Here is a 15,809-nt window from a genome sequence, read left to right on the forward strand (position 1 = left end):
GCACATTCACGGGCAGCCGACGCCCGCCGCTTGCCACGCCCCGGGGGTCAGTCGAACGCGGCGGCGAACATGCCGGGCTCGTACGAGCCGCCCTTCTGGTGCACGATCACGGCGAGCCGGTTGGCCGCGTTGATCAGGGCGACCAGGGAGACCAGCGCGGCGATCTGGTCGTCGTCGTAGTGCTTGCGGACCTGCGCCCACGTCTCGTCGGAGACGCCCTGGGCGGCGTCGGCGAGCCGGGTGCCCTCCTCGGCGAGCGCCAGTGCGGCCTGCTCCGCCTCGGTGAAGACGGTCGACTCGCGCCACGCGGCGACCAGGTTGAGCCGTGCCGGGCTCTCCCCCTCGGCCAAGGCGTCCTTGGTGTGCATGTCGATGCACCAGCCGCAGCCGTTGATCTGGCTGGCCCGCAGCGACACCAGCTCCTGCGTCGACTTCGGCAGTGACGACTGCATGATGACCATGCCGGCGTTGGCGAACCGCTTGAAGAACTTCATGGCGGTGTCGTTCTCGAGCATGTTGAATCGGGCGTCCATCGTTCCGTCCTTCGCTTCCGTCCGGTGGGACGAACACGAGATGCCGGCCGCCGGACTCCTGTGACGGTGACGACGGCCACAACCCTGAGGTGTCACACGACGGCGAGTTCCGGCATCTCATGGGTGACGCAGCCGCGAGGGAAGAGGAGCCACCGATGGTGGGTACGCCGCAGACCGACCGCCCGGACCCGGCCACCGAGGCGTTCCTCGCCCACCGCAACCTGCTCTTCACTGTCGCGTACGAAATGCTCGGCTCGGCCGCCGACGCGGAGGACGCCCTGCAGGAGACCTGGCTGCGGTGGGCCGGGGTGGACCTGGACACGGTCCGCGACCAGCGCGCCTACCTGGTCCGGATCACCACCCGCCAGGCGCTCACCCGGCTGCGGACGCTCGGCCGCCGCAAGGAGTCCTACGTCGGGCCGTGGCTGCCCGAGCCGCTGCTCACCACGCCCGACGTGGCCGAGGACGTCGCGCTGGCCGACAGCGTCTCGATGGCGATGCTGCTGGTGCTGGAGACTCTCGCGCCGACCGAACGCGCGGTGTTCGTGCTGCGCGAGGTGTTCGACCTCGGGTACGACGAGATCGCCGAAGCCGTCGACAAGAGTCCCGCCGCCGTCCGGCAGATCGCGCACCGGGCCCGCGCGCACGTGGCGGCGCGCCGGCCGCGCCAGGTCGTGTCGGCGGCCGAGACCCGGCACGCGCTCGACGCGTTCCAGCGGGCGCTGGAAACCGGCGACCTGCAGAGCCTGCTCGACATCCTCGCGCCGGACGTCGTCCTCCTCGGCGACGGTGGCGGAGTCAAGCAGGCCGTCCCGCGGCCCATCGTCGGGGCCGACAAGGTGGCCCGCCTGCTGGCCGGCGGGTGGGGCAGGGTCGCCGACACCTCGTCGCTGCGGCCGGCGCAGGTCAACGGCCACCCGGCGCTGGTCCTCCGGCTCGACGGCGAGCTCGACAGCGTCCTGGCCCTGCGCATCGACGACGGCCTCATCACCGGGCTCTACGCCGTACGCAATCCCGAGAAGCTGTCGCACATGGCGCGGGAGACCACCCTGAGCCGGTAGGTCGAGATGGTTCGGCGGGTGAACCGGCGACGGTCGGGGCTCGTCAGCGCGGCCTGAGCCACGGTGCGCGCCGCGCGCACGCCGAGCTGTGATCGACTGGCAGCGCGCACCGGCCGCCGCCGTCCGGCAACGGCCGATCACAGAAGACCCAATGGCGTACGCACTGCTCGTCCTCCGCCGACACGGTCACCCCGCCCGGCTCCACCTGGGCGCTGAGCTGGGCCAACACCCGAGCGGCGGTACGCGCGAAGATCCGCGCGCGGTGCAGGTCCGGTGCGGTGACCGGCAGGTGGATCACCCAGCGCCCTGTCATCGGTGACGGTGACTCGCAGACTGGCCGCTCTGCCAGGCGCGCAGGGCGTTCTTGATGCGTACGTTCTCCTCCTGCACCGCGACCAGGGCGGTCTGCGCGACGGCCAGTTCGTCGGCGACCCGGTGCAGGAAGGCGCGGATCTCCACCGGGTCGAGGCGGTGCCGGCGGACGTTGAAGCAGCGTTCCCGCACCTGCCAGGGGCGCAGCGGGGCGCGGTTCGGCGTGGTCCTCTCCATCGGCGCCGGTTGCGGGGCGGGGGGCCGGCGGGTCAGCCGGCGGAGCGGGTTGCGCACGAGGTGACCGCCCTTCGTGGAGGCCGCGGATCGTGGGGGGAGGGCGGCCTCCACCGGTTGCGGTCGGCGGAGGCCGCCCTGCCGCGCCGGGGGAGCGCGGAGGGTGTGAGGTCTCGACGGCGATGCGAGACCGGTACGAGAGGCGCCAACCGACCGCAGCAGCACCGCATCACCGAGAGCGACGCTACCGATACCTCTCACCTCGGTCAACGCTCTCTTACCTGTCGAACCTATCTGCCGCCCCGGTCTGCTGCCCCTACGTCAGTTATTGCCGCTGTTTCACCTGTTGCTCGATACTGGGAGGGCCAACCGACTGCAAGGGGCCTCCACGTGCCGATTCCGCCGACCATGGGTGAGTTGATCAATGATCTGCTGAAGCGGATCGAGACGGGCGAGTTCCGGCCCGGGTCGCAGATTCCGTCCACCCAACAGCTGGCTGATCACTACGACGTGTCGGTCTCGACGATTCACCGGGCCGTGGCCACGCTGCGGGAGCAGGGGGTGCTGGTCGGCCGCCCGGGGCGCGGTGTCTTCGTCGCGGAGTCTCCACAGCGCTGACCAGCCCGCACCGGCCAGCGCCGGGTTCGGTGCCGACCGACTCCGATTGCGGCATTCAGCGGCATCGCGCGCCTGGGTCACCGCGTGACGGCGCAAACGGTGTCGATCAAGCGGGGTGTCAGTCGAACGAGGGCAGCGACGGGCCGAGGACGTCGTCGGCGTCCACGATGGTGTACGCGTACCCCTGCTCGGCGAGGAAGCGCTGCCGGTGCGCCGCGTACTCCGTGTCGATGGTGTCCCGGGACACCACCGTGTAGAAGTGCGCCTGCCGGCCGTCGGCCTTCGGCCGGAGCACCCGCCCCAGCCGCTGCGCCTCCTCCTGCCGCGACCCGAACGTCCCGGACACCTGGATCGCCACCGCCGCCTCCGGCAGGTCGATGGAGAAGTTGCCCACCTTGGAGATGACCAGGGTGCGGATCTCCCCGGAGCGGAACGCGTCGAACAGCCGCTCGCGCTCCTTGTTGGTGGTCGACCCCTGCACGATCGGCGCGTCCAGGTACTCGCCGAGCTGGTGCAACTGGTCGAGGAACCCGCCGATGACCAGGGTCTGCTCGTTCGGGTGCCGGTCCACCAGCGCCTTGACCACCGGCAGCTTGGTACGGGCGGTCGCCGCCATCCGGTAGCGCTCCTCGGCCTCCGCCGTCGCGTACGCCATCCGCTCCGCGTCGGTCAGGGTCACCCGTACCTCGGTGCACTCGGCCGGGGCGATCCAGCCCTGCGACTCGATGTCCTTCCACGGCGCGTCGTACCGCTTCGGGCCGATCAGGCTGAACACGTCGCCCTCCCGGCCGTCCTCGCGGACCAGGGTCGCCGTCAGGCCCAGCCGGCGGCGGGCCTGGAGGTCCGCGCTGAACCGGAAGATCGGCGCGGGCAGCAGGTGCACCTCGTCGTAGATGACCAGGCCCCAGTCGCGGGCCCCGAACAGGTCCAGGTGGGTGAACGCGCCGCCGCGCCGCGAGGTGAGCACCTGGTACGTGGCGATGGTGACCGGGCGGATCTCCTTGCGCTCGCCCGAGTACTCGCCGATCTCGTCCTCGGTCAGCGAGGTGCGGGCCACCAGCTCCCGCTTCCACTGCCGGCCCGCCACCGTGTTGGTGACCAGGATCAGCGTGGTCGCCTTCGCCTCGGCCATCGCCGCCGCCCCCACCAGGGTCTTGCCGGCGCCGCAGGGCAGCACCACCACGCCCGACCCGCCGGCCCAGAACGCCTCCACGGCCTCCCGCTGGTACGACCGCAGCGTCCACGGCCTGCCGCCGTCCTTGCCGGCCTCGGCCAGCTCGATCGGGTGCGCCTCACCATCCACGTACCCGGCCAGGTCCTCGGCGGGCCAGCCGAGCTTGAGCAGCGCCTGCTTGAGCCGGCCCCGCTCGGACGGGTGCACCTGGATCGTGTCGTCGTCGATCTTGTTGCCGAGCATGCCGGCGAGCTTCTTGCTCTTGGCGACCTCGATCAGCACCACCCGGTCCAGGGCGCGCAGCACGAGGCCGTGCGCCGGGTCGTTGGCGAGCTGGAGCCGGCCGTACCGGTCCATGGTCTCGGCCACGTCGACCAGCAGCGCGTGCGGCACCGGGTAGCGGGAGTACTTGATCAGCGCGTCCACCACGCCCTCGGCGTCGTGGCCGGCGGCCCGCGCGTTCCACAGCCCCAGCGGGGTGAGCCGGTACGTGTGTACGTGCTCCGGGGAGCGCTCCAGCTCGGCGAAGGGCGCGATGGCCATCCGGCAGGCCTGCGCGTCGGGGTGATCGATCTCCAGCAGCAGGGTCTTGTCCGACTGCACGATCAGTGGTCCACCGCTCACGCCAGCGTCCTCTCCTTGCCGCGATCAGGGCCGCCCGCACCGCGGCTGACCTGCCGGAGGCGGACCATCCAGTGTTGCACGGGTGAAGGTGTCCGGAAAAAGTCACGCCGGACAGGCAACGTGACAGGGTTCCCATACGTCTAGCAAGCGGGACAACTGTCCAGGGGAGGGCCAATGAAGCGTGTCCGGTTCACCGCCCGGGTCGTCGCCCTGGCCGCGGTCGTGCTGGTCGGCGTCGGTGCGTGCGCGCTCGATCCGCGAGGCGACAGGGCCGGGGCCGCCGCCCCGGCCCCGGTCGCCGAGACGGAACGGGTATCGGGGGCGAGCGCGGTGCCCACGCCGGACCAGACGACCGGGTCCCCGTCGGCGGTGCCGAGCCGGACGGCCACGCCGAAACCCAGCCGGACGGCGGAGCCGACCGCCGCGCCGAAACCGAGCCCGACCGGGTTCACCGGCTGTCCGCAGGGCGAGCACCAGCGGGCCGTGGAGACGTACCTGGCCCGGCTGGGCGGGTTCGGGCAGGTCACCGTGGACGGCAAGCAGTCCGCCGCCGACTGCGCCGCGATCAAGAAATTCCAGCGCCGGTACGGGATCAGCCCGGCCGCCGGCCGCGCCGGCCCCAGCACGTACGACGTGGCCCGGCGGCTGGCCACCACCGACGTGCACCGCTGCCAGGCCGGCTCCGGCCTCACCTTCTGCGTCGACCTGACCCGGCAGACCGTCTGGGCGATGCGCGGCGGCAAGATTGTGATGGGGCCGACGGTCACCCGCACCGGCATGGCCGGGTACGCCACCCCGGCCGGCACCTACCGGGTGGGCGGGCGGAACCTGAAGGAGTGGTCCAACCCGTACGAGGTGTGGCTGCCCTACTGGCAGCGGTTCAACGGCGGGATCGGCTTCCACGAGACCACCACGTACCTGCACAACAAGTCGATCGGCTCGCACGGCTGCGTCAACCTGCTGCACCAGGACGCGGTACGGCTCTGGGAGCTGGGCTCGATCGGCACCCGGGTGGTCGTATTCGGCCGCCGCCCCGGCACCTGAGCCGTCCCGCCCGTGGCCGTCCCGGGCGGATCAGGGTTTTATCCCCTGTCCGCCCGTGCGCTCCGGTGTCACGCTGGAAGCGGGACCGGACGGGGCGGGAGGGATGGCATGACTGTCGACCACGATGTGCTCCCCGAGCAGGACCGCGCGCACGACGACGAGGTGCCCACCCCCGTCCTCGTCGGGTACGCGGCGGCCGCCGCCGCCCTGTTCGGCTGGTTCCTGTTCGGGCTGCTGGTGCAGCGACAGGGCTTCGTCGACTCGGTCGGTGAGTCGGCCGGCGCCGGGTTCGGGCTGCTGCTCGCCGTCTCGGTGATCGGCGCGTTCCGCCACAACGGGGAATGACGACGGCTCCAGGTCGCGGCGCAGGACGCGCCGCGCTGGGGCCGTCGCCCGGTTCAATCCTCCAGCACCGCCGCGGTGATCCGGTGCAGCGCGAAGGTGTGCAGCATCTCCGTACGCTCGTCCTCGGCCCGCAGGTAGCCCGCCCCGATCGACACCGGCCGGACCAGCCGGGACGCGGTCGCCCCGTGCGCGTCGACGTAGCCCACCCAGACCAGCGCCTTGTCCCGGACGGCCTGCTGAAGCACCGCGAGCGCGTCGCTGTGGGTGTGCGCCGGGGCCGGACCGGTCCGCGCCGTGCCGCCGCGGACCACCGCCGGGGCCCGCCGGGCCGCCCGCGCCGCCGCCTCGCCGCGCCGGATCTGCTCCACCACACCGAGCAGCCGGGGCAGCGGCAGCTTCGGCGCCGCGAGCGGGTCCATGCCGCGGGTGACGGCCGGCACCCGGGCCGGCGCCCGCCGGGTCTTCGGCCGGGACAGCACCGCCGCGCCGCTGGCGTCCTCCGGCACCGGCGCGTACCCGGCCTCGCGCAGCGCGGTCAGCATCCGCCCCACCTGGCACGGGGTGACCAGCACCGTGGGCGCCAGCCGGCGAAACGCCATCGACTCCAGCCGCTTGTCCGCCTGCACCTCGGTGAGCAGCGCCTCGTCGTCGCTGCGCACGTAACCGCCGGCCGAGCCGACCCGCAGGCCGCCGTGCTTGCGGGCCACGTCGTCCACCAGGTACGTCAGCCCTTGCGGTACCGGGGTGCGGGACCGGCGGCGGAACAGTGAGTGCAGGTCGTCGGCCGAGTAGCCGGCGTCCAGGGCGCGCCGGACGCTGGCCGTGGTGACCCGGTGCACGCTCGCCCCGCCCGCCGACTCGTGTTCGGCCACCACGTCCAGCTCGGCGGCGAGCGCCGGGTCGGGCGGGCCGGGCACCACCACGGTCAGGTCGGCCTGCACGAGGAAGTGGTCCACCGGGGCGGGGAGCAGGGCGTCCAGCGCCCGTACGGCGGTCGACGGCTCGCCCGACTCGGCGTCGGAGTGCAGCCCGAGCGGGTCGTCGGCCCGCTCGTCGGCGTCGGTCACCTCGGCCAGCAGCAGCCGCCCGTACGAGGTGAGCGCGCCGAGCCCGGTGACCCCGAGCTGGGCCGCCTCGGCCAGCACCTCCCGGTGCGCGGCCTCCCGGCCGCGGGCCCGCCGGGGCGCCCGCCAGTCCAGCAGCTCCAGCACCTCGTCCGGGGTGGGCGCGGTCGCCGGGGTGAGGTCGGCCAGCACGGCGAGCACCGAGCGGCGGGCGGCCGGAGCGCCGGCCCGTTCCGCCTCGGCGGAGAGCACCGAGATCGGCCGGTCCCGGTCGTCGCGCTGGCCGACCAGGCCCACCTGGCGGGTCATGGTCAGCCAGGCCCGGGCCAGCTGCTCCCAGCGCTGGGCGAGCGAGGTGGCCCGCCACACCTCGTACCCGCCGGTGGGCAGGATCTGCTGGTCGCCGCCGTGTCGGGTGGTGGCGGCACCGGTCAGGTCCAGCTCGCCGAGCAGCCCGGCCGCGTACGCCACCTCGAAGAGCAGCGCGGTGGTGGCGTCGTCCAGCCCCAGGCCCCGCGCCAGCCGGCGCAGGTCCCGGACGCCGACGCCGCCGGAGCGCAGCACCGGTGCCGGCTCGGCGGCGAGGCTCTCCAGCAGCGCCTCGGTGTGCCGGACCACCTCCATGGTCTGCCCGGCTCCGGCGGAGTCCACGGCCTTCACCTCGCGGGGTGGGCCGGCCACCACCGGCGGGCTGGTGCGCAGCGGGCCCAGCGGGCCGCTGTCCCGGCGCAGCAGCAACCCCACCTCGCGGGGCAGCTCCACGGTGCCCGCGCCGCCCTTGCCGCCCGACATCCGGACGAGCAGCCGGTGCTCGACCAGCCAGCGGATCGGGGAGCCGGTCGGCGCGCCGCCGTTGACCAGGTCCGGCGGAAGCGCGTCCTCGGCGCCGGTGGCGGGGGCCTCCAGCGCGCCCGGGGGCACGGTGCCGACCGGCGGGCCGGCGGCCAGCCGGTCCAGGATCGCCCGGGCCGACGGCGGCGCGGCCAGCAGCGTCCGCCGCAGCTTCGCCGGGTCCGCGCACAGCTCCGCCGCCCGCGGGTCCAGCTCCGCCGCGGGTCGGCCCAGCCCCGCCGGGTACGGGGCCACCTCGTCGACACCGCCCACGACGTGCAGGTCGTGCTCGGGGCCGTACAGCAGGAAGAGCGCGCGGAGCCGGTTCACCGCGCCCCGGACGGCGGTCGGGGCGGGCGGGTGCGGACCGGCGGTGGCCATCGCCAGGATGCTGTCGGTGGAGGTGCCGCCGCCGTGCGGGTCACGGGTGAGCCGGGCGGCATCCAGCATCTGGAGGGTGAACTGGTCCAGGCCGTCCAGCGCCCGGGCCACCGAAACGCGGGACTGGGCGCGGATGGCCAGCGCAGAGACGTCGGTCGGCACCGGCACGACGAGGTCGGGCCGCAGCTGAAGCAGGGCGGCCAGGGACTCGTCGGGGAGCGTCCGCAGATGGTCGGCGAGTGAGGTGGTCATCGTCGTTCCACGCTAGCCCGGCCGGGGGCCGTCGCGCCCCTCGGACGGGTACGTTCTCGGCATGCCCCCGTTCATGGTCGGCTTCGACCTCGACATGACCCTGGTCGACTCGCGTCCCGGTATCGCCGCCGCCTACCGGGCGCTGACCGCCCGGACCGGCGTGCCCGTGGACGCCGAACTGGCGGTCTCCCGGCTCGGCCCGCCGCTGCGCACCGAGATCGCGCACTGGTTCCCGCCGGAGCGGATCGAGGAGGCGGTGACGATCTACCGGGAGCTCTACCCGGCGTACGCGATCACCCCGACCCTGCCGATGCCCGGCGCGGCGGCCGCGATCGACGCGGTGCACGCCGGGGGCGGTCGGGTCATGGTGGTCACCTCGAAGATCGGCCGGCTGGCCAAGCTGCACCTGGACCACCTCGGGCTGGCCGCCGACGAACTCGCCGGGGACCTCTTCGCCGAGGAGAAGGCGACCGCCCTGCGGGAACACGGCGCGACCCTTTACGTGGGCGACCACGTGGCCGACATGGCGGCTGCGGGAGCGGCGGGAATCCCAGGTGTGGGAGTGGCGACCGGGCCCTGCTCGACGGACGAGTTGAGGGCCGCCGGAGCCCACCTGGTGCTCGATGATCTCACCGGATTCCCGGCGGCGCTGGACCGGATCATCCGGCTAGCCTTGGAGGGGTAGTGGTCTCCAGAGCGAAGCAGGGGTTTTCAGGTGCCGACGGGTCGAGTGAAGTGGTATGACGCGGCCAAGGGTTACGGGTTCGTCACCAGTGACGAGGGTGGCGACGTGTTCCTGCCCAAGGCGGCGCTGCCGGCGGGCGTCGCCGACCTGAAGGGCGGCCAGCGGGTCGATTTCAGCGTGGTCGACAGCCGTCGCGGCGCCCAGGCGATGGGCGTGAAGCTGCTGGAGGCGCCGCCGTCCGTGGCGGAGCTGCGCCGCCGACCGGCCGAGGAGCTGCACGGCCTGGTCGAGGACATGATCAAGGTGCTGGAGGCGAAGGTCCAGCCGGACCTGCGCCGGGGCCGCTTCCCGGACCGGAAGACCGCGCAGAAGATCGCTCAGCTGGTCCACGCGGTGGCGCGCGAGCTGGAGGTCTGAGGGACGAGCCCGGCGTCGGCGGCCCGGCCCAGCAGCGCCTCGACGGCGGCGAAGCCGGCCTCACCCAGGTCGGCGGTGAACTCGTTGACGTAGAGGCCGATGTGCCGGTCCACCACGTCGGGCTCCATCTCCTGCGCGTGGTGCAGGACGTACTCCCGGCTGGCCTCCGGGTCGGCCCAGGCTTGGCGTACCGACTCGCGGATCCAGGCGGCGGCCTCGACCGGGTCGACCGCGCCCTTGCGGGCCAGGATCGCGCCGAGCGGGATCGGCAGGCCGGTGTCGCCCTCCCACCACTCACCGAGGTCGACCAGGGCGGTCAGCCCGTGCCGGGGGTAGGTGAAGCGCGCCTCGTGGATCACCAGGCCGGCGTCGTACCGGCCGGCGGCGACGCCCGGCATGATCTCGTGGAAGGGCACCACCTCGATCCGGGCCGGTGACTGCTCGGCCGCCCAGAGCCGGAAGAGCAGGTACGCGGTGGTCCGCTCGCCCGGCACCGCCACGGTCGCGCCGGAGAGGTCGGTGCGGTCGCCCCGGGTGAGCACCAGCGGGCCGCAGCCCCGGCCCAGCGCCCCGCCGCAGGGCAGTAGGTGGTAGTCGTCCAGCAGCCAGGGCAGCGCCGCGTAGCTCACCTTCACCAGGTCGAACGCGCCACGTTCGGCGGCCGTGTTGGTCACGTCCACGTCGGCGTAGGTCACCTCGACCGGTGGTGCGCCCGGCACCCGACCGTGCACCAGGGCGTCGAACACGAAGGTGTCGTTGGGGCAGGGGGAGATCGCCAGGGAGAGCGCCACGCTCCCACGTTAACCCTGCCCCGCCGACCACCCGCCACCCCCGCCTGGTGCTGTGACCCGGACACCCTCTTTTCAGCGCCTACAAACTTGATGACGTAGACGGATCAGGTTCCCTGACCGGGCGATCGTGCTCCCTGCACCAGACCGGTGTGCTCCCTGCACCAGACCGGTGTGCCCTCTGCTTCAGACGGGCGTGCTCTCCGCTTCAGACGGGCGTGCTCTCCGGCCCAGACGGGCGTGCTCTCCGCCCCAGACGGGCGCGCTGCCTGCCGCAGCTGTGGCGTGCCGTCTGCCCCACGGTGGGCGTGCCCGCTGTCCGAAAGGGGCGTGCACAGACGGGCCTGCTCTACCGCAGATGGGCGTGCTGCCTGCCCTGGGCGGGAGTGCTGCCTGCGCCAGATGGACACGCTCTGTGGCGCAGGTAGATCGGTTCGCACGGGAGATTCGCTGAATCGTCCACGTCATCAAGTTCGTAGTGGCTCCAACCACTTGCCGGTCCCCAGGCGAGCGGGTTTTCCACAGCGTTGTCCACAGGTGGATACCTGGCCTTGAAGGGCGCCCGGACGCGGTCGAGCATGACCGGGTGGCTGATTTCGAGCATCGCACCGATCTGGGCGCGACCCTGCGAGCTTTGCGCCGCGCGGCCGACCTGAGCCAGCGGCAACTGGCCGCGAGGTCGGGGGTGCCGCAGGCGACGATTGCCCGGATCGAGTCGGGGCGGTGCACCGATCCCGGCTACCGCACGGTTGAACGACTGGTCGGCGGGGCAGCCGGCAGCATCACCATCTCCGCGCATCCCGCCGGTGAGCTGCCACCCGTACCGCAGGCGGAGCTGCGGGACGCGGCCGGCCGGCGCTGCCCCGCGCACCTCGACGCCCGCGGGGTGCGCGAGCCCCGGGACTGGCCGGGTGCGTGGTGGGCGCACTGGTACGTCGTTCCGCCCGAGCGCTGGCCTCGACTGCCGACGGTGACGTACCGGCTGGACCGGGACGAACGGGACCGCCAGCGGAAGCGTGACCGGGTGCGTCAGGACTACGTGGTGCGCCGGTACGTCGACCCGGCGCTCCCGTCGACCTCCTGGCGGTTGGTCGCCGAGCTGCCCGACGGAGAGCTGGTCGGCGAGCTGCGCGCGCACGAGCACAGCGACGAGATGCTGGTCGGGCACTCCCGGCCGGGCCGGCGGGAGGTCGTGCTCGACGGGGTGCTCGTCGCCACGCCCTACCAGCTGTTGGGCATCGGGCGGCGGTTGGTCGCGGCGCTGACGGCGGAGATGGACCGGGCGGGCATCCGCTCGGCCCACGCGGTCGCCGAGTTCGGCGGCATCGACTTCCTGCTCGCCTGCGGCTTCGCGGTCCAGGCGAGCCGGCCCGCGGCGCTGCGGCTGAACCGGCCGGTCAGCGCACGGCCGCCGGGGTGAGGGCCGCCGCCGCCGTGGTGAGGGCGGCGAACGCCTCCCGCATCCGCCAGGCGCCCCGGTCCCGGGGCCCGACCGGGTTGGAGACCGTGCGCAGCTCGGCGAAGGGCAGGCCGGTCTGGGCGGCGGCGACCGCCACGCCGTACCCCTCCATCGCCTCGGCCACCGCGTCGGGGTGACGGGCGGCGAGGGCCGCCGTGCCCTCGGCCGTGCCGGTCACCGTGCCGACGGTGAGCACCGTGCCGACGACCGCCGCTGGGAGCGCCGTCCGCAGGGCGTCCAGCAGCCCCGGGTCGGCCGGCACCACGCTCCCGACACCCAGCAGCTCCGCCGGCATGCCCAGCTCCTCGATCGAGAGGAAGCCCGCCGGCGACTCCGCCCCCAGGTCCGCCGCCACGCTGCGGGTGGCCAGCACCGTGCCGCCGACGGCCACCCGGCCGACGAAGCCACCCGCGATGCCCGCGCTGACCACCGCCCGGTACGGCCGTCCGGCCGCCTCCGCCAGCGCCAGCAGGCGGGCGGTGGCGGCGCCGGCGACGGCGGGGCCGACCCCGACCGGGGCGACGGTCGCCGTCGGGTCGGTGAGGCCCGCCCGGACCGCCTCCGCCTCGGCGGGTACGGCGGTCACCACCAGCAGCCCGCTCACGTGACCGGTCCCCGGGACTCCCGCTGGTTCTCCTCCCCCGTCCCGCCGGCCCCGCCGACCGAGGAGGGGCGGTAGATGTGGAAACCGGGCGGCGCCAGGCCGTCGGCGTCGACCGGTTCCGTGCTGCCGTTCCGGCCCGGGGCCGGCGAGGTGGGCGCCGGGTCGGCGAACTCCTCGACCGGCTCGGGACCCAGCTCGTCGTCGCCCAGCGGGCGGCCGACCAGGTGCTCGTTGCGCAGCCGGCCGGCCACCAGCAACCCGCGGGCCGCCACCAGGGCGGCGACGCAGGCGGCGACCGCGACCCCGACCCGCCCGGTGAACGGGACCAGGCCCAGGCCGCCGCCGGCCACGAAGGCCAGCATCAGCACCGTCTCGGAGTGGGCGAAGGAACTGGCCCGCAGCCGCTCCGGGATCCGCTCCTGGATCGACGCGTCAACGGCGAGCTTGGCGATCCCGCTGATCAACGAGGCGACCAGGCAGAGCCCGGCCACCAGCGGGAGCGAGAACTTCAAGGCCGCCAGCACCGCCACCCCGGCCACGATGATCGTGCCGCTGGACTGGATCGCGGTGGGCCGGTGGATCCGCAGCCGGGTGCCGATGGCGGTGGCCAGGAAGCTGCCCACCGCGAGCGCCCCGCCGATCAGCCCCAGCGCGGCCTGAGCGCCCAGGGTCCGGCCGAAGAAGTCGGTGGTCAGGTCGCCGGCCTTGATCGCGAAGGCCAGGAAGAGCAGCAGGAAGCCGTACAGCCCGCGCAGCGCCGCCGCACCGATCAGGGTGGCGATCACCAGGCGCCCGGCGGGGCGGCCCCGGCCCAGCGGTCGCTCGCCGTCTCGGCGGCGCAGTGCCCGGAGCGGGCGGGGGACGCGCTCCGGGGGCTCCGAATCGGCTCTCGGCGGCAGCCGCAGCGCGATGACCATGCCGACCAGGAAGATCAGCGAGGCCACCCGGAGCGGCCACTGCGCGCCGAACCAGAACGCGGCCAGCCCGAGCGGGGCGACCAGCGCGCCGGCCACCGTGCCGTAGACGCTCGCCCGCGCGCCCACCTGGGACAGCCCCAGCCCCTCCGGCAGCAGCCGGGGCACCGCCGCCGAGCGGGCCACCCCGTACGCCCGGGAGAGGGCGAGCACGCCGAACGCCGCCGGGTAGAGCCCGAAGGTGCCGATGTAGTCGGAGATCAGCCAGGCGAGGAAGGCCCGGCCGAGCATGGTGGTGGCCAGCGCGTACCGGCGGCCGTGCCGGAAGTGGTCCAGCAGCGGGCCCACCACCGGGGCGAGCATGGCGAACGGCACCATGGTCACCAGCAGGTAGAGCGCGACCTTGTTCCGGGCCTCGCCGAGCGGCACGTCGAAGAAGATCGTGCCGGCCAGCCCGATGGCGATCAGGGTGTCCCCGGCACAGGAGAGGGCGTGCAGATCGAACAGGCGGACCATGCCGACCTCGTTGCCGGCGCTGCGGGCCCGGGCCGACCCGGCCCGCCGGGTCATCCACCGTCCGCCCCGTAGCGAGCCACGGAACAGCAGGCGGGTGGCGCGGATGCCCGTACCGACGGTCCGCCCGAGGACGGACCGCCCGGAGCGGGAGGACAGCGGCATGCCCCCCATCCTCACCCATCTGCTCCAGGCATGCGCCACCAGCCGGGCAGAACGCCTCCGGGGAGTGCCTGTCAGCCGACCGTGGGCATGGGGAACAATGGGTGGGTGACCAGGCCCGCCTCCGCCCGCGCTCCCCGGCTCGACCAGGTCTGCGCCGCCGCCGTCGAGGTGGCCCGCGCCGGCATCACCGAGGTGGATCCCGCCGACGTCGGCGAACACCTGCAGGTCGTGGCCGAGGGTGATCGACTCGTGACGCACTACTTCGAATGCCGGCTGGCCGGCTACCGCGGCTGGCGGTGGGCCGTCACGGTGACCCGGGTGCCGCGCAGCCGGCTCGTCACGCTCTGCGAGACCGTCCTGCTGCCCGGCCCGGACGCGCTGCTCGCCCCGGGCTGGGTGCCCTGGCAGGAGCGCCTCAAGCCGGGCGACCTGGGCCCCGGTGACCTGCTGCCCACCCCGCCGGACGACGAGCGCCTCGCCCCCGGCTACGTGCTCTCCGACGATCCGGCGGTGGAGGACACCGCCTGGGAGCTCGGCCTGGGCCGGGCCCGGGTGCTGTCCCGGGAGGGCCGCTCGGACGCCGCCCAGCGCTGGCACGACGGCGACCACGGCCCGTCGGCGGCGATCTCGGTGGCCGCCCCCGCCGCCGCCCGCTGCGGCACCTGCGGCTTCTACCTGCCGCTCGCCGGCGCGCTGCGGCAGTCCTTCGGCGCCTGCGGCAACTTCTACGCCCCGGACGATGGCCGGGTGGTGAGCGCCGACCACGGCTGCGGCGCGCACTCGGAAACGCTGATCGAGGCGGCCGAAACGCCGGTCGACGAGCTGCCCACGGTCTACGACGACAGCGCGGTCGAGGCGGTGTCGGTGAGCCGGGCCCCGGGCTCGGTCGAGGCGGCCGAGCCGGGAGAGCCGTACGGCCACCCCTGACCCCTGACGGGTCAGCCCTGACCGGCGGCGGCCTCCCGGCGGCGACGCCGGTTCGCGTCGTGCCGCATCATCACCGCGAGGCCGGGAAAGCCCCACAGGAATCCGGCCAGGCAGGTCCAGAGCCAGTTCTGGTGCCCGTGCTCGGTGAGCCAACCGCGGAAGGCCAGCAGCACCAGCCCCACCACCGCCCAGATGATCAGCCCCGCGACGGCGATCGGCACCATCGGCGGGTCGAGCGGCTCGGGCCGTGGCGGTTGCTCCTGGGGCACGGCCACAGCGTACGCGATCGTCTTCCCCTCGCCGCCGATGATCTGGGACGATGCGCGGACCTCGTGAGTCCGGTCATATCCGATGTCGTTAGCCAGGCTCATTAGTTAAACTAACTACTGTGACGGAGCGGACGGTGACGGCGAAACGCGTGCCACCGGCGCAGCTGGCCCCTCAGTTGCGTGATGCGATCACTCGGCTCAACCGGCGGGTCCGACAGGCCCGCCCGGTCGGTGACCTGACGGTCACCCAGCTCTCCGCGCTCACCAGCCTCAAGCTGGCGGGCGCGCTGACACCCCGGGAGCTGGCCGACGTTGAGCGGGTGCAGCCGCCGACGATGACCAAGATCGTCGCGAAGCTGGAGGAGCGCGGCCTCGTGCAGCGCACCCCCCACCCGACCGACGGCCGGCAGGTCATCCTCGCGGCGACCGAGGGGGGACGGGCGGTGCTCGAACAGTTCGAGCGGGCCCGCAACTCATGGCTGGCCGAGCGGCTGGCCGCGCTCACCGAGGAGGAACGCGACACGCTGCGGCGGGCCGCCGAGATCCTCCAGGGAATCGCTCGCGCCTGAGCCGGTACCCGCGCCCCGCGGTCCGC

At 73.8% G+C, this 15,809-nt stretch carries 18 protein-coding genes; 9 read left to right on the plus strand and 9 right to left on the minus strand.

The genetic code is table 11. From position 1 onward, the window contains the following. Positions 1–47: 47 nt before the first annotated feature. Complete coding sequence (locus ACL02O_RS06995) at positions 48–533, minus strand: carboxymuconolactone decarboxylase family protein (RefSeq protein ID WP_412817142.1); 486 nt, start codon at positions 531–533, stop codon at positions 48–50. Between the two features lie 155 nt (positions 534–688). Here ACL02O_RS06995 and ACL02O_RS07000 point away from each other — a divergent pair, with 155 nt between their 5' ends. Further along, on the plus strand, positions 689–1,594 hold the full coding sequence (locus ACL02O_RS07000; RefSeq protein ID WP_412817143.1) for an RNA polymerase sigma-70 factor: 906 nt from the start codon (positions 689–691) through the stop codon (positions 1,592–1,594). 43 nt (positions 1,595–1,637) lie between these two features. Here the strand turns inward: ACL02O_RS07000 and ACL02O_RS07005 are convergent, their stop codons facing one another. Together ACL02O_RS07005 and ACL02O_RS07010 are read right to left on the minus strand one after the other, a co-directional pair. Beyond that, positions 1,638–1,907 (minus strand): hypothetical protein, encoded by a 270-nt coding sequence (locus tag ACL02O_RS07005; RefSeq protein ID WP_412817144.1) that lies wholly within the window; start codon positions 1,905–1,907, stop codon positions 1,638–1,640. Beyond that, on the minus strand, positions 1,904–2,143 hold the full coding sequence (locus tag ACL02O_RS07010; RefSeq protein WP_412817239.1) for a hypothetical protein: 240 nt from the start codon (positions 2,141–2,143) through the stop codon (positions 1,904–1,906). Before ACL02O_RS07010 ends, ACL02O_RS07005 begins: the two co-directional genes overlap by 4 nt. A gap of 387 nt (positions 2,144–2,530) precedes the next feature. On the opposite strand from ACL02O_RS07010, the gene ACL02O_RS07015 reads away from it, so the two are divergent. Next, entirely contained in the window at positions 2,531–2,758 is a 228-nt protein-coding gene (locus ACL02O_RS07015) for a winged helix-turn-helix domain-containing protein (RefSeq protein ID WP_412817145.1), read from the plus strand. Positions 2,759–2,876: 118 nt separating this feature from the next. Here ACL02O_RS07015 and ACL02O_RS07020 read toward each other — a convergent pair whose 3' ends face one another. After that, the gene (locus ACL02O_RS07020; protein ID WP_412817146.1) at positions 2,877–4,556 is read right to left on the minus strand and encodes a DNA repair helicase XPB; all 1,680 of its coding nucleotides are present in this window, start codon (positions 4,554–4,556) and stop codon (positions 2,877–2,879) included. A 174-nt stretch (positions 4,557–4,730) separates the two neighbouring features. On the opposite strand from ACL02O_RS07020, the gene ACL02O_RS07025 reads away from it, so the two are divergent. Together ACL02O_RS07025 and ACL02O_RS07030 are read left to right on the plus strand one after the other, a co-directional pair. Continuing rightward, positions 4,731–5,600 carry a L,D-transpeptidase family protein gene (locus ACL02O_RS07025; protein ID WP_412817147.1) on the plus strand — a complete coding sequence of 290 codons (870 nt, stop codon included), beginning with the start codon at positions 4,731–4,733 and terminating at the stop codon, positions 5,598–5,600. A 108-nt stretch (positions 5,601–5,708) separates the two neighbouring features. Then, positions 5,709–5,945: a hypothetical protein gene (locus ACL02O_RS07030; protein WP_412817148.1), complete on the plus strand. Its 237-nt coding sequence runs from the start codon at positions 5,709–5,711 to the stop codon at positions 5,943–5,945. Positions 5,946–5,998: 53 nt separating this feature from the next. Here the strand turns inward: ACL02O_RS07030 and ACL02O_RS07035 are convergent, their stop codons facing one another. Then, positions 5,999–8,473, minus strand: a complete 2,475-nt coding sequence (locus ACL02O_RS07035; RefSeq protein ID WP_412817149.1) for a helicase-associated domain-containing protein — start codon at positions 8,471–8,473, stop codon at positions 5,999–6,001. A 61-nt stretch (positions 8,474–8,534) separates the two neighbouring features. Between ACL02O_RS07035 and ACL02O_RS07040 the strand changes: the two genes are divergently transcribed. Both ACL02O_RS07040 and ACL02O_RS07045 read left to right on the plus strand, forming a co-directional pair. Further along, positions 8,535–9,158 carry an HAD family hydrolase gene (locus tag ACL02O_RS07040; RefSeq protein ID WP_412817150.1) on the plus strand — a complete coding sequence of 208 codons (624 nt, stop codon included), beginning with the start codon at positions 8,535–8,537 and terminating at the stop codon, positions 9,156–9,158. Positions 9,159–9,188: 30 nt separating this feature from the next. Continuing rightward, positions 9,189–9,575 carry a cold-shock protein gene (locus tag ACL02O_RS07045; RefSeq protein WP_412817151.1) on the plus strand — a complete coding sequence of 129 codons (387 nt, stop codon included), beginning with the start codon at positions 9,189–9,191 and terminating at the stop codon, positions 9,573–9,575. On the opposite strand, the gene ACL02O_RS07050 is transcribed toward ACL02O_RS07045, so the two are convergent. After that, the gene (locus ACL02O_RS07050; RefSeq protein WP_412817152.1) at positions 9,536–10,366 is read right to left on the minus strand and encodes a 1,4-dihydroxy-6-naphthoate synthase; all 831 of its coding nucleotides are present in this window, start codon (positions 10,364–10,366) and stop codon (positions 9,536–9,538) included. The two genes, ACL02O_RS07045 and ACL02O_RS07050, sit on opposite strands and share 40 nt — an antisense overlap. 583 nt (positions 10,367–10,949) lie before the next feature. Here ACL02O_RS07050 and ACL02O_RS07055 point away from each other — a divergent pair. After that, the gene (locus tag ACL02O_RS07055) at positions 10,950–11,783 is read left to right on the plus strand and encodes a GNAT family N-acetyltransferase (RefSeq protein ID WP_412817153.1); all 834 of its coding nucleotides are present in this window, start codon (positions 10,950–10,952) and stop codon (positions 11,781–11,783) included. Here the strand turns inward: ACL02O_RS07055 and ACL02O_RS07060 are convergent. Together ACL02O_RS07060 and ACL02O_RS07065 are read right to left on the minus strand one after the other, a co-directional pair. Then, complete coding sequence (locus ACL02O_RS07060) at positions 11,761–12,426, minus strand: futalosine hydrolase (RefSeq protein ID WP_412817154.1); 666 nt, start codon at positions 12,424–12,426, stop codon at positions 11,761–11,763. The genes ACL02O_RS07055 and ACL02O_RS07060 overlap by 23 nt on opposite strands. Then, entirely contained in the window at positions 12,423–14,018 is a 1,596-nt protein-coding gene (locus ACL02O_RS07065) for an MFS transporter (RefSeq protein WP_412817155.1), read from the minus strand. Before ACL02O_RS07065 ends, ACL02O_RS07060 begins: the two co-directional genes overlap by 4 nt. An 87-nt stretch (positions 14,019–14,105) precedes the next feature. Between ACL02O_RS07065 and ACL02O_RS07070 the strand changes: the two genes are divergently transcribed. Beyond that, entirely contained in the window at positions 14,106–14,945 is an 840-nt protein-coding gene (locus ACL02O_RS07070; RefSeq protein ID WP_412817156.1) for a DUF3027 domain-containing protein, read from the plus strand. A gap of 11 nt (positions 14,946–14,956) precedes the next feature. Here ACL02O_RS07070 and ACL02O_RS07075 read toward each other — a convergent pair whose 3' ends face one another. Further along, the gene (locus ACL02O_RS07075) at positions 14,957–15,214 is read right to left on the minus strand and encodes a DUF2530 domain-containing protein (protein WP_412817157.1); all 258 of its coding nucleotides are present in this window, start codon (positions 15,212–15,214) and stop codon (positions 14,957–14,959) included. Positions 15,215–15,333: 119 nt separating this feature from the next. On the opposite strand from ACL02O_RS07075, the gene ACL02O_RS07080 reads away from it, so the two are divergent. After that, positions 15,334–15,783 carry a MarR family winged helix-turn-helix transcriptional regulator gene (locus ACL02O_RS07080; protein ID WP_412817158.1) on the plus strand — a complete coding sequence of 150 codons (450 nt, stop codon included), beginning with the start codon at positions 15,334–15,336 and terminating at the stop codon, positions 15,781–15,783. Positions 15,784–15,809: the final 26 nt, after the last annotated feature.

Source organism: Micromonospora mangrovicola, from assembly GCF_047200535.1.
Classification (GTDB): Bacteria; Actinomycetota; Actinomycetes; order Mycobacteriales; family Micromonosporaceae; genus Micromonospora.

Excerpts from the sequence above, each read along its gene's own strand:
- ACL02O_RS06995 (WP_412817142.1), bottom strand. The coding sequence starts at position 533 with ATGGACGCCCGATTCAACATGCTCGAGAACGACACCGCCATGAAGTTC.
- ACL02O_RS07000 (WP_412817143.1), top strand. The coding sequence starts at position 689 with ATGGTGGGTACGCCGCAGACCGACCGCCCGGACCCGGCCACCGAGGCG.
- ACL02O_RS07005 (WP_412817144.1), bottom strand. The coding sequence starts at position 1,907 with ATGACAGGGCGCTGGGTGATCCACCTGCCGGTCACCGCACCGGACCTG.
- ACL02O_RS07010 (WP_412817239.1), bottom strand. The coding sequence starts at position 2,143 with ATGGAGAGGACCACGCCGAACCGCGCCCCGCTGCGCCCCTGGCAGGTG.
- ACL02O_RS07025 (WP_412817147.1), top strand. The coding sequence starts at position 4,731 with ATGAAGCGTGTCCGGTTCACCGCCCGGGTCGTCGCCCTGGCCGCGGTC.
- ACL02O_RS07030 (WP_412817148.1), top strand. The coding sequence starts at position 5,709 with ATGACTGTCGACCACGATGTGCTCCCCGAGCAGGACCGCGCGCACGAC.
- ACL02O_RS07035 (WP_412817149.1), bottom strand. The coding sequence starts at position 8,473 with ATGACCACCTCACTCGCCGACCATCTGCGGACGCTCCCCGACGAGTCC.
- ACL02O_RS07040 (WP_412817150.1), top strand. The coding sequence starts at position 8,535 with ATGCCCCCGTTCATGGTCGGCTTCGACCTCGACATGACCCTGGTCGAC.
- ACL02O_RS07065 (WP_412817155.1), bottom strand. The coding sequence starts at position 14,018 with ATGCCGCTGTCCTCCCGCTCCGGGCGGTCCGTCCTCGGGCGGACCGTC.
- ACL02O_RS07070 (WP_412817156.1), top strand. The coding sequence starts at position 14,106 with ATGGGGAACAATGGGTGGGTGACCAGGCCCGCCTCCGCCCGCGCTCCC.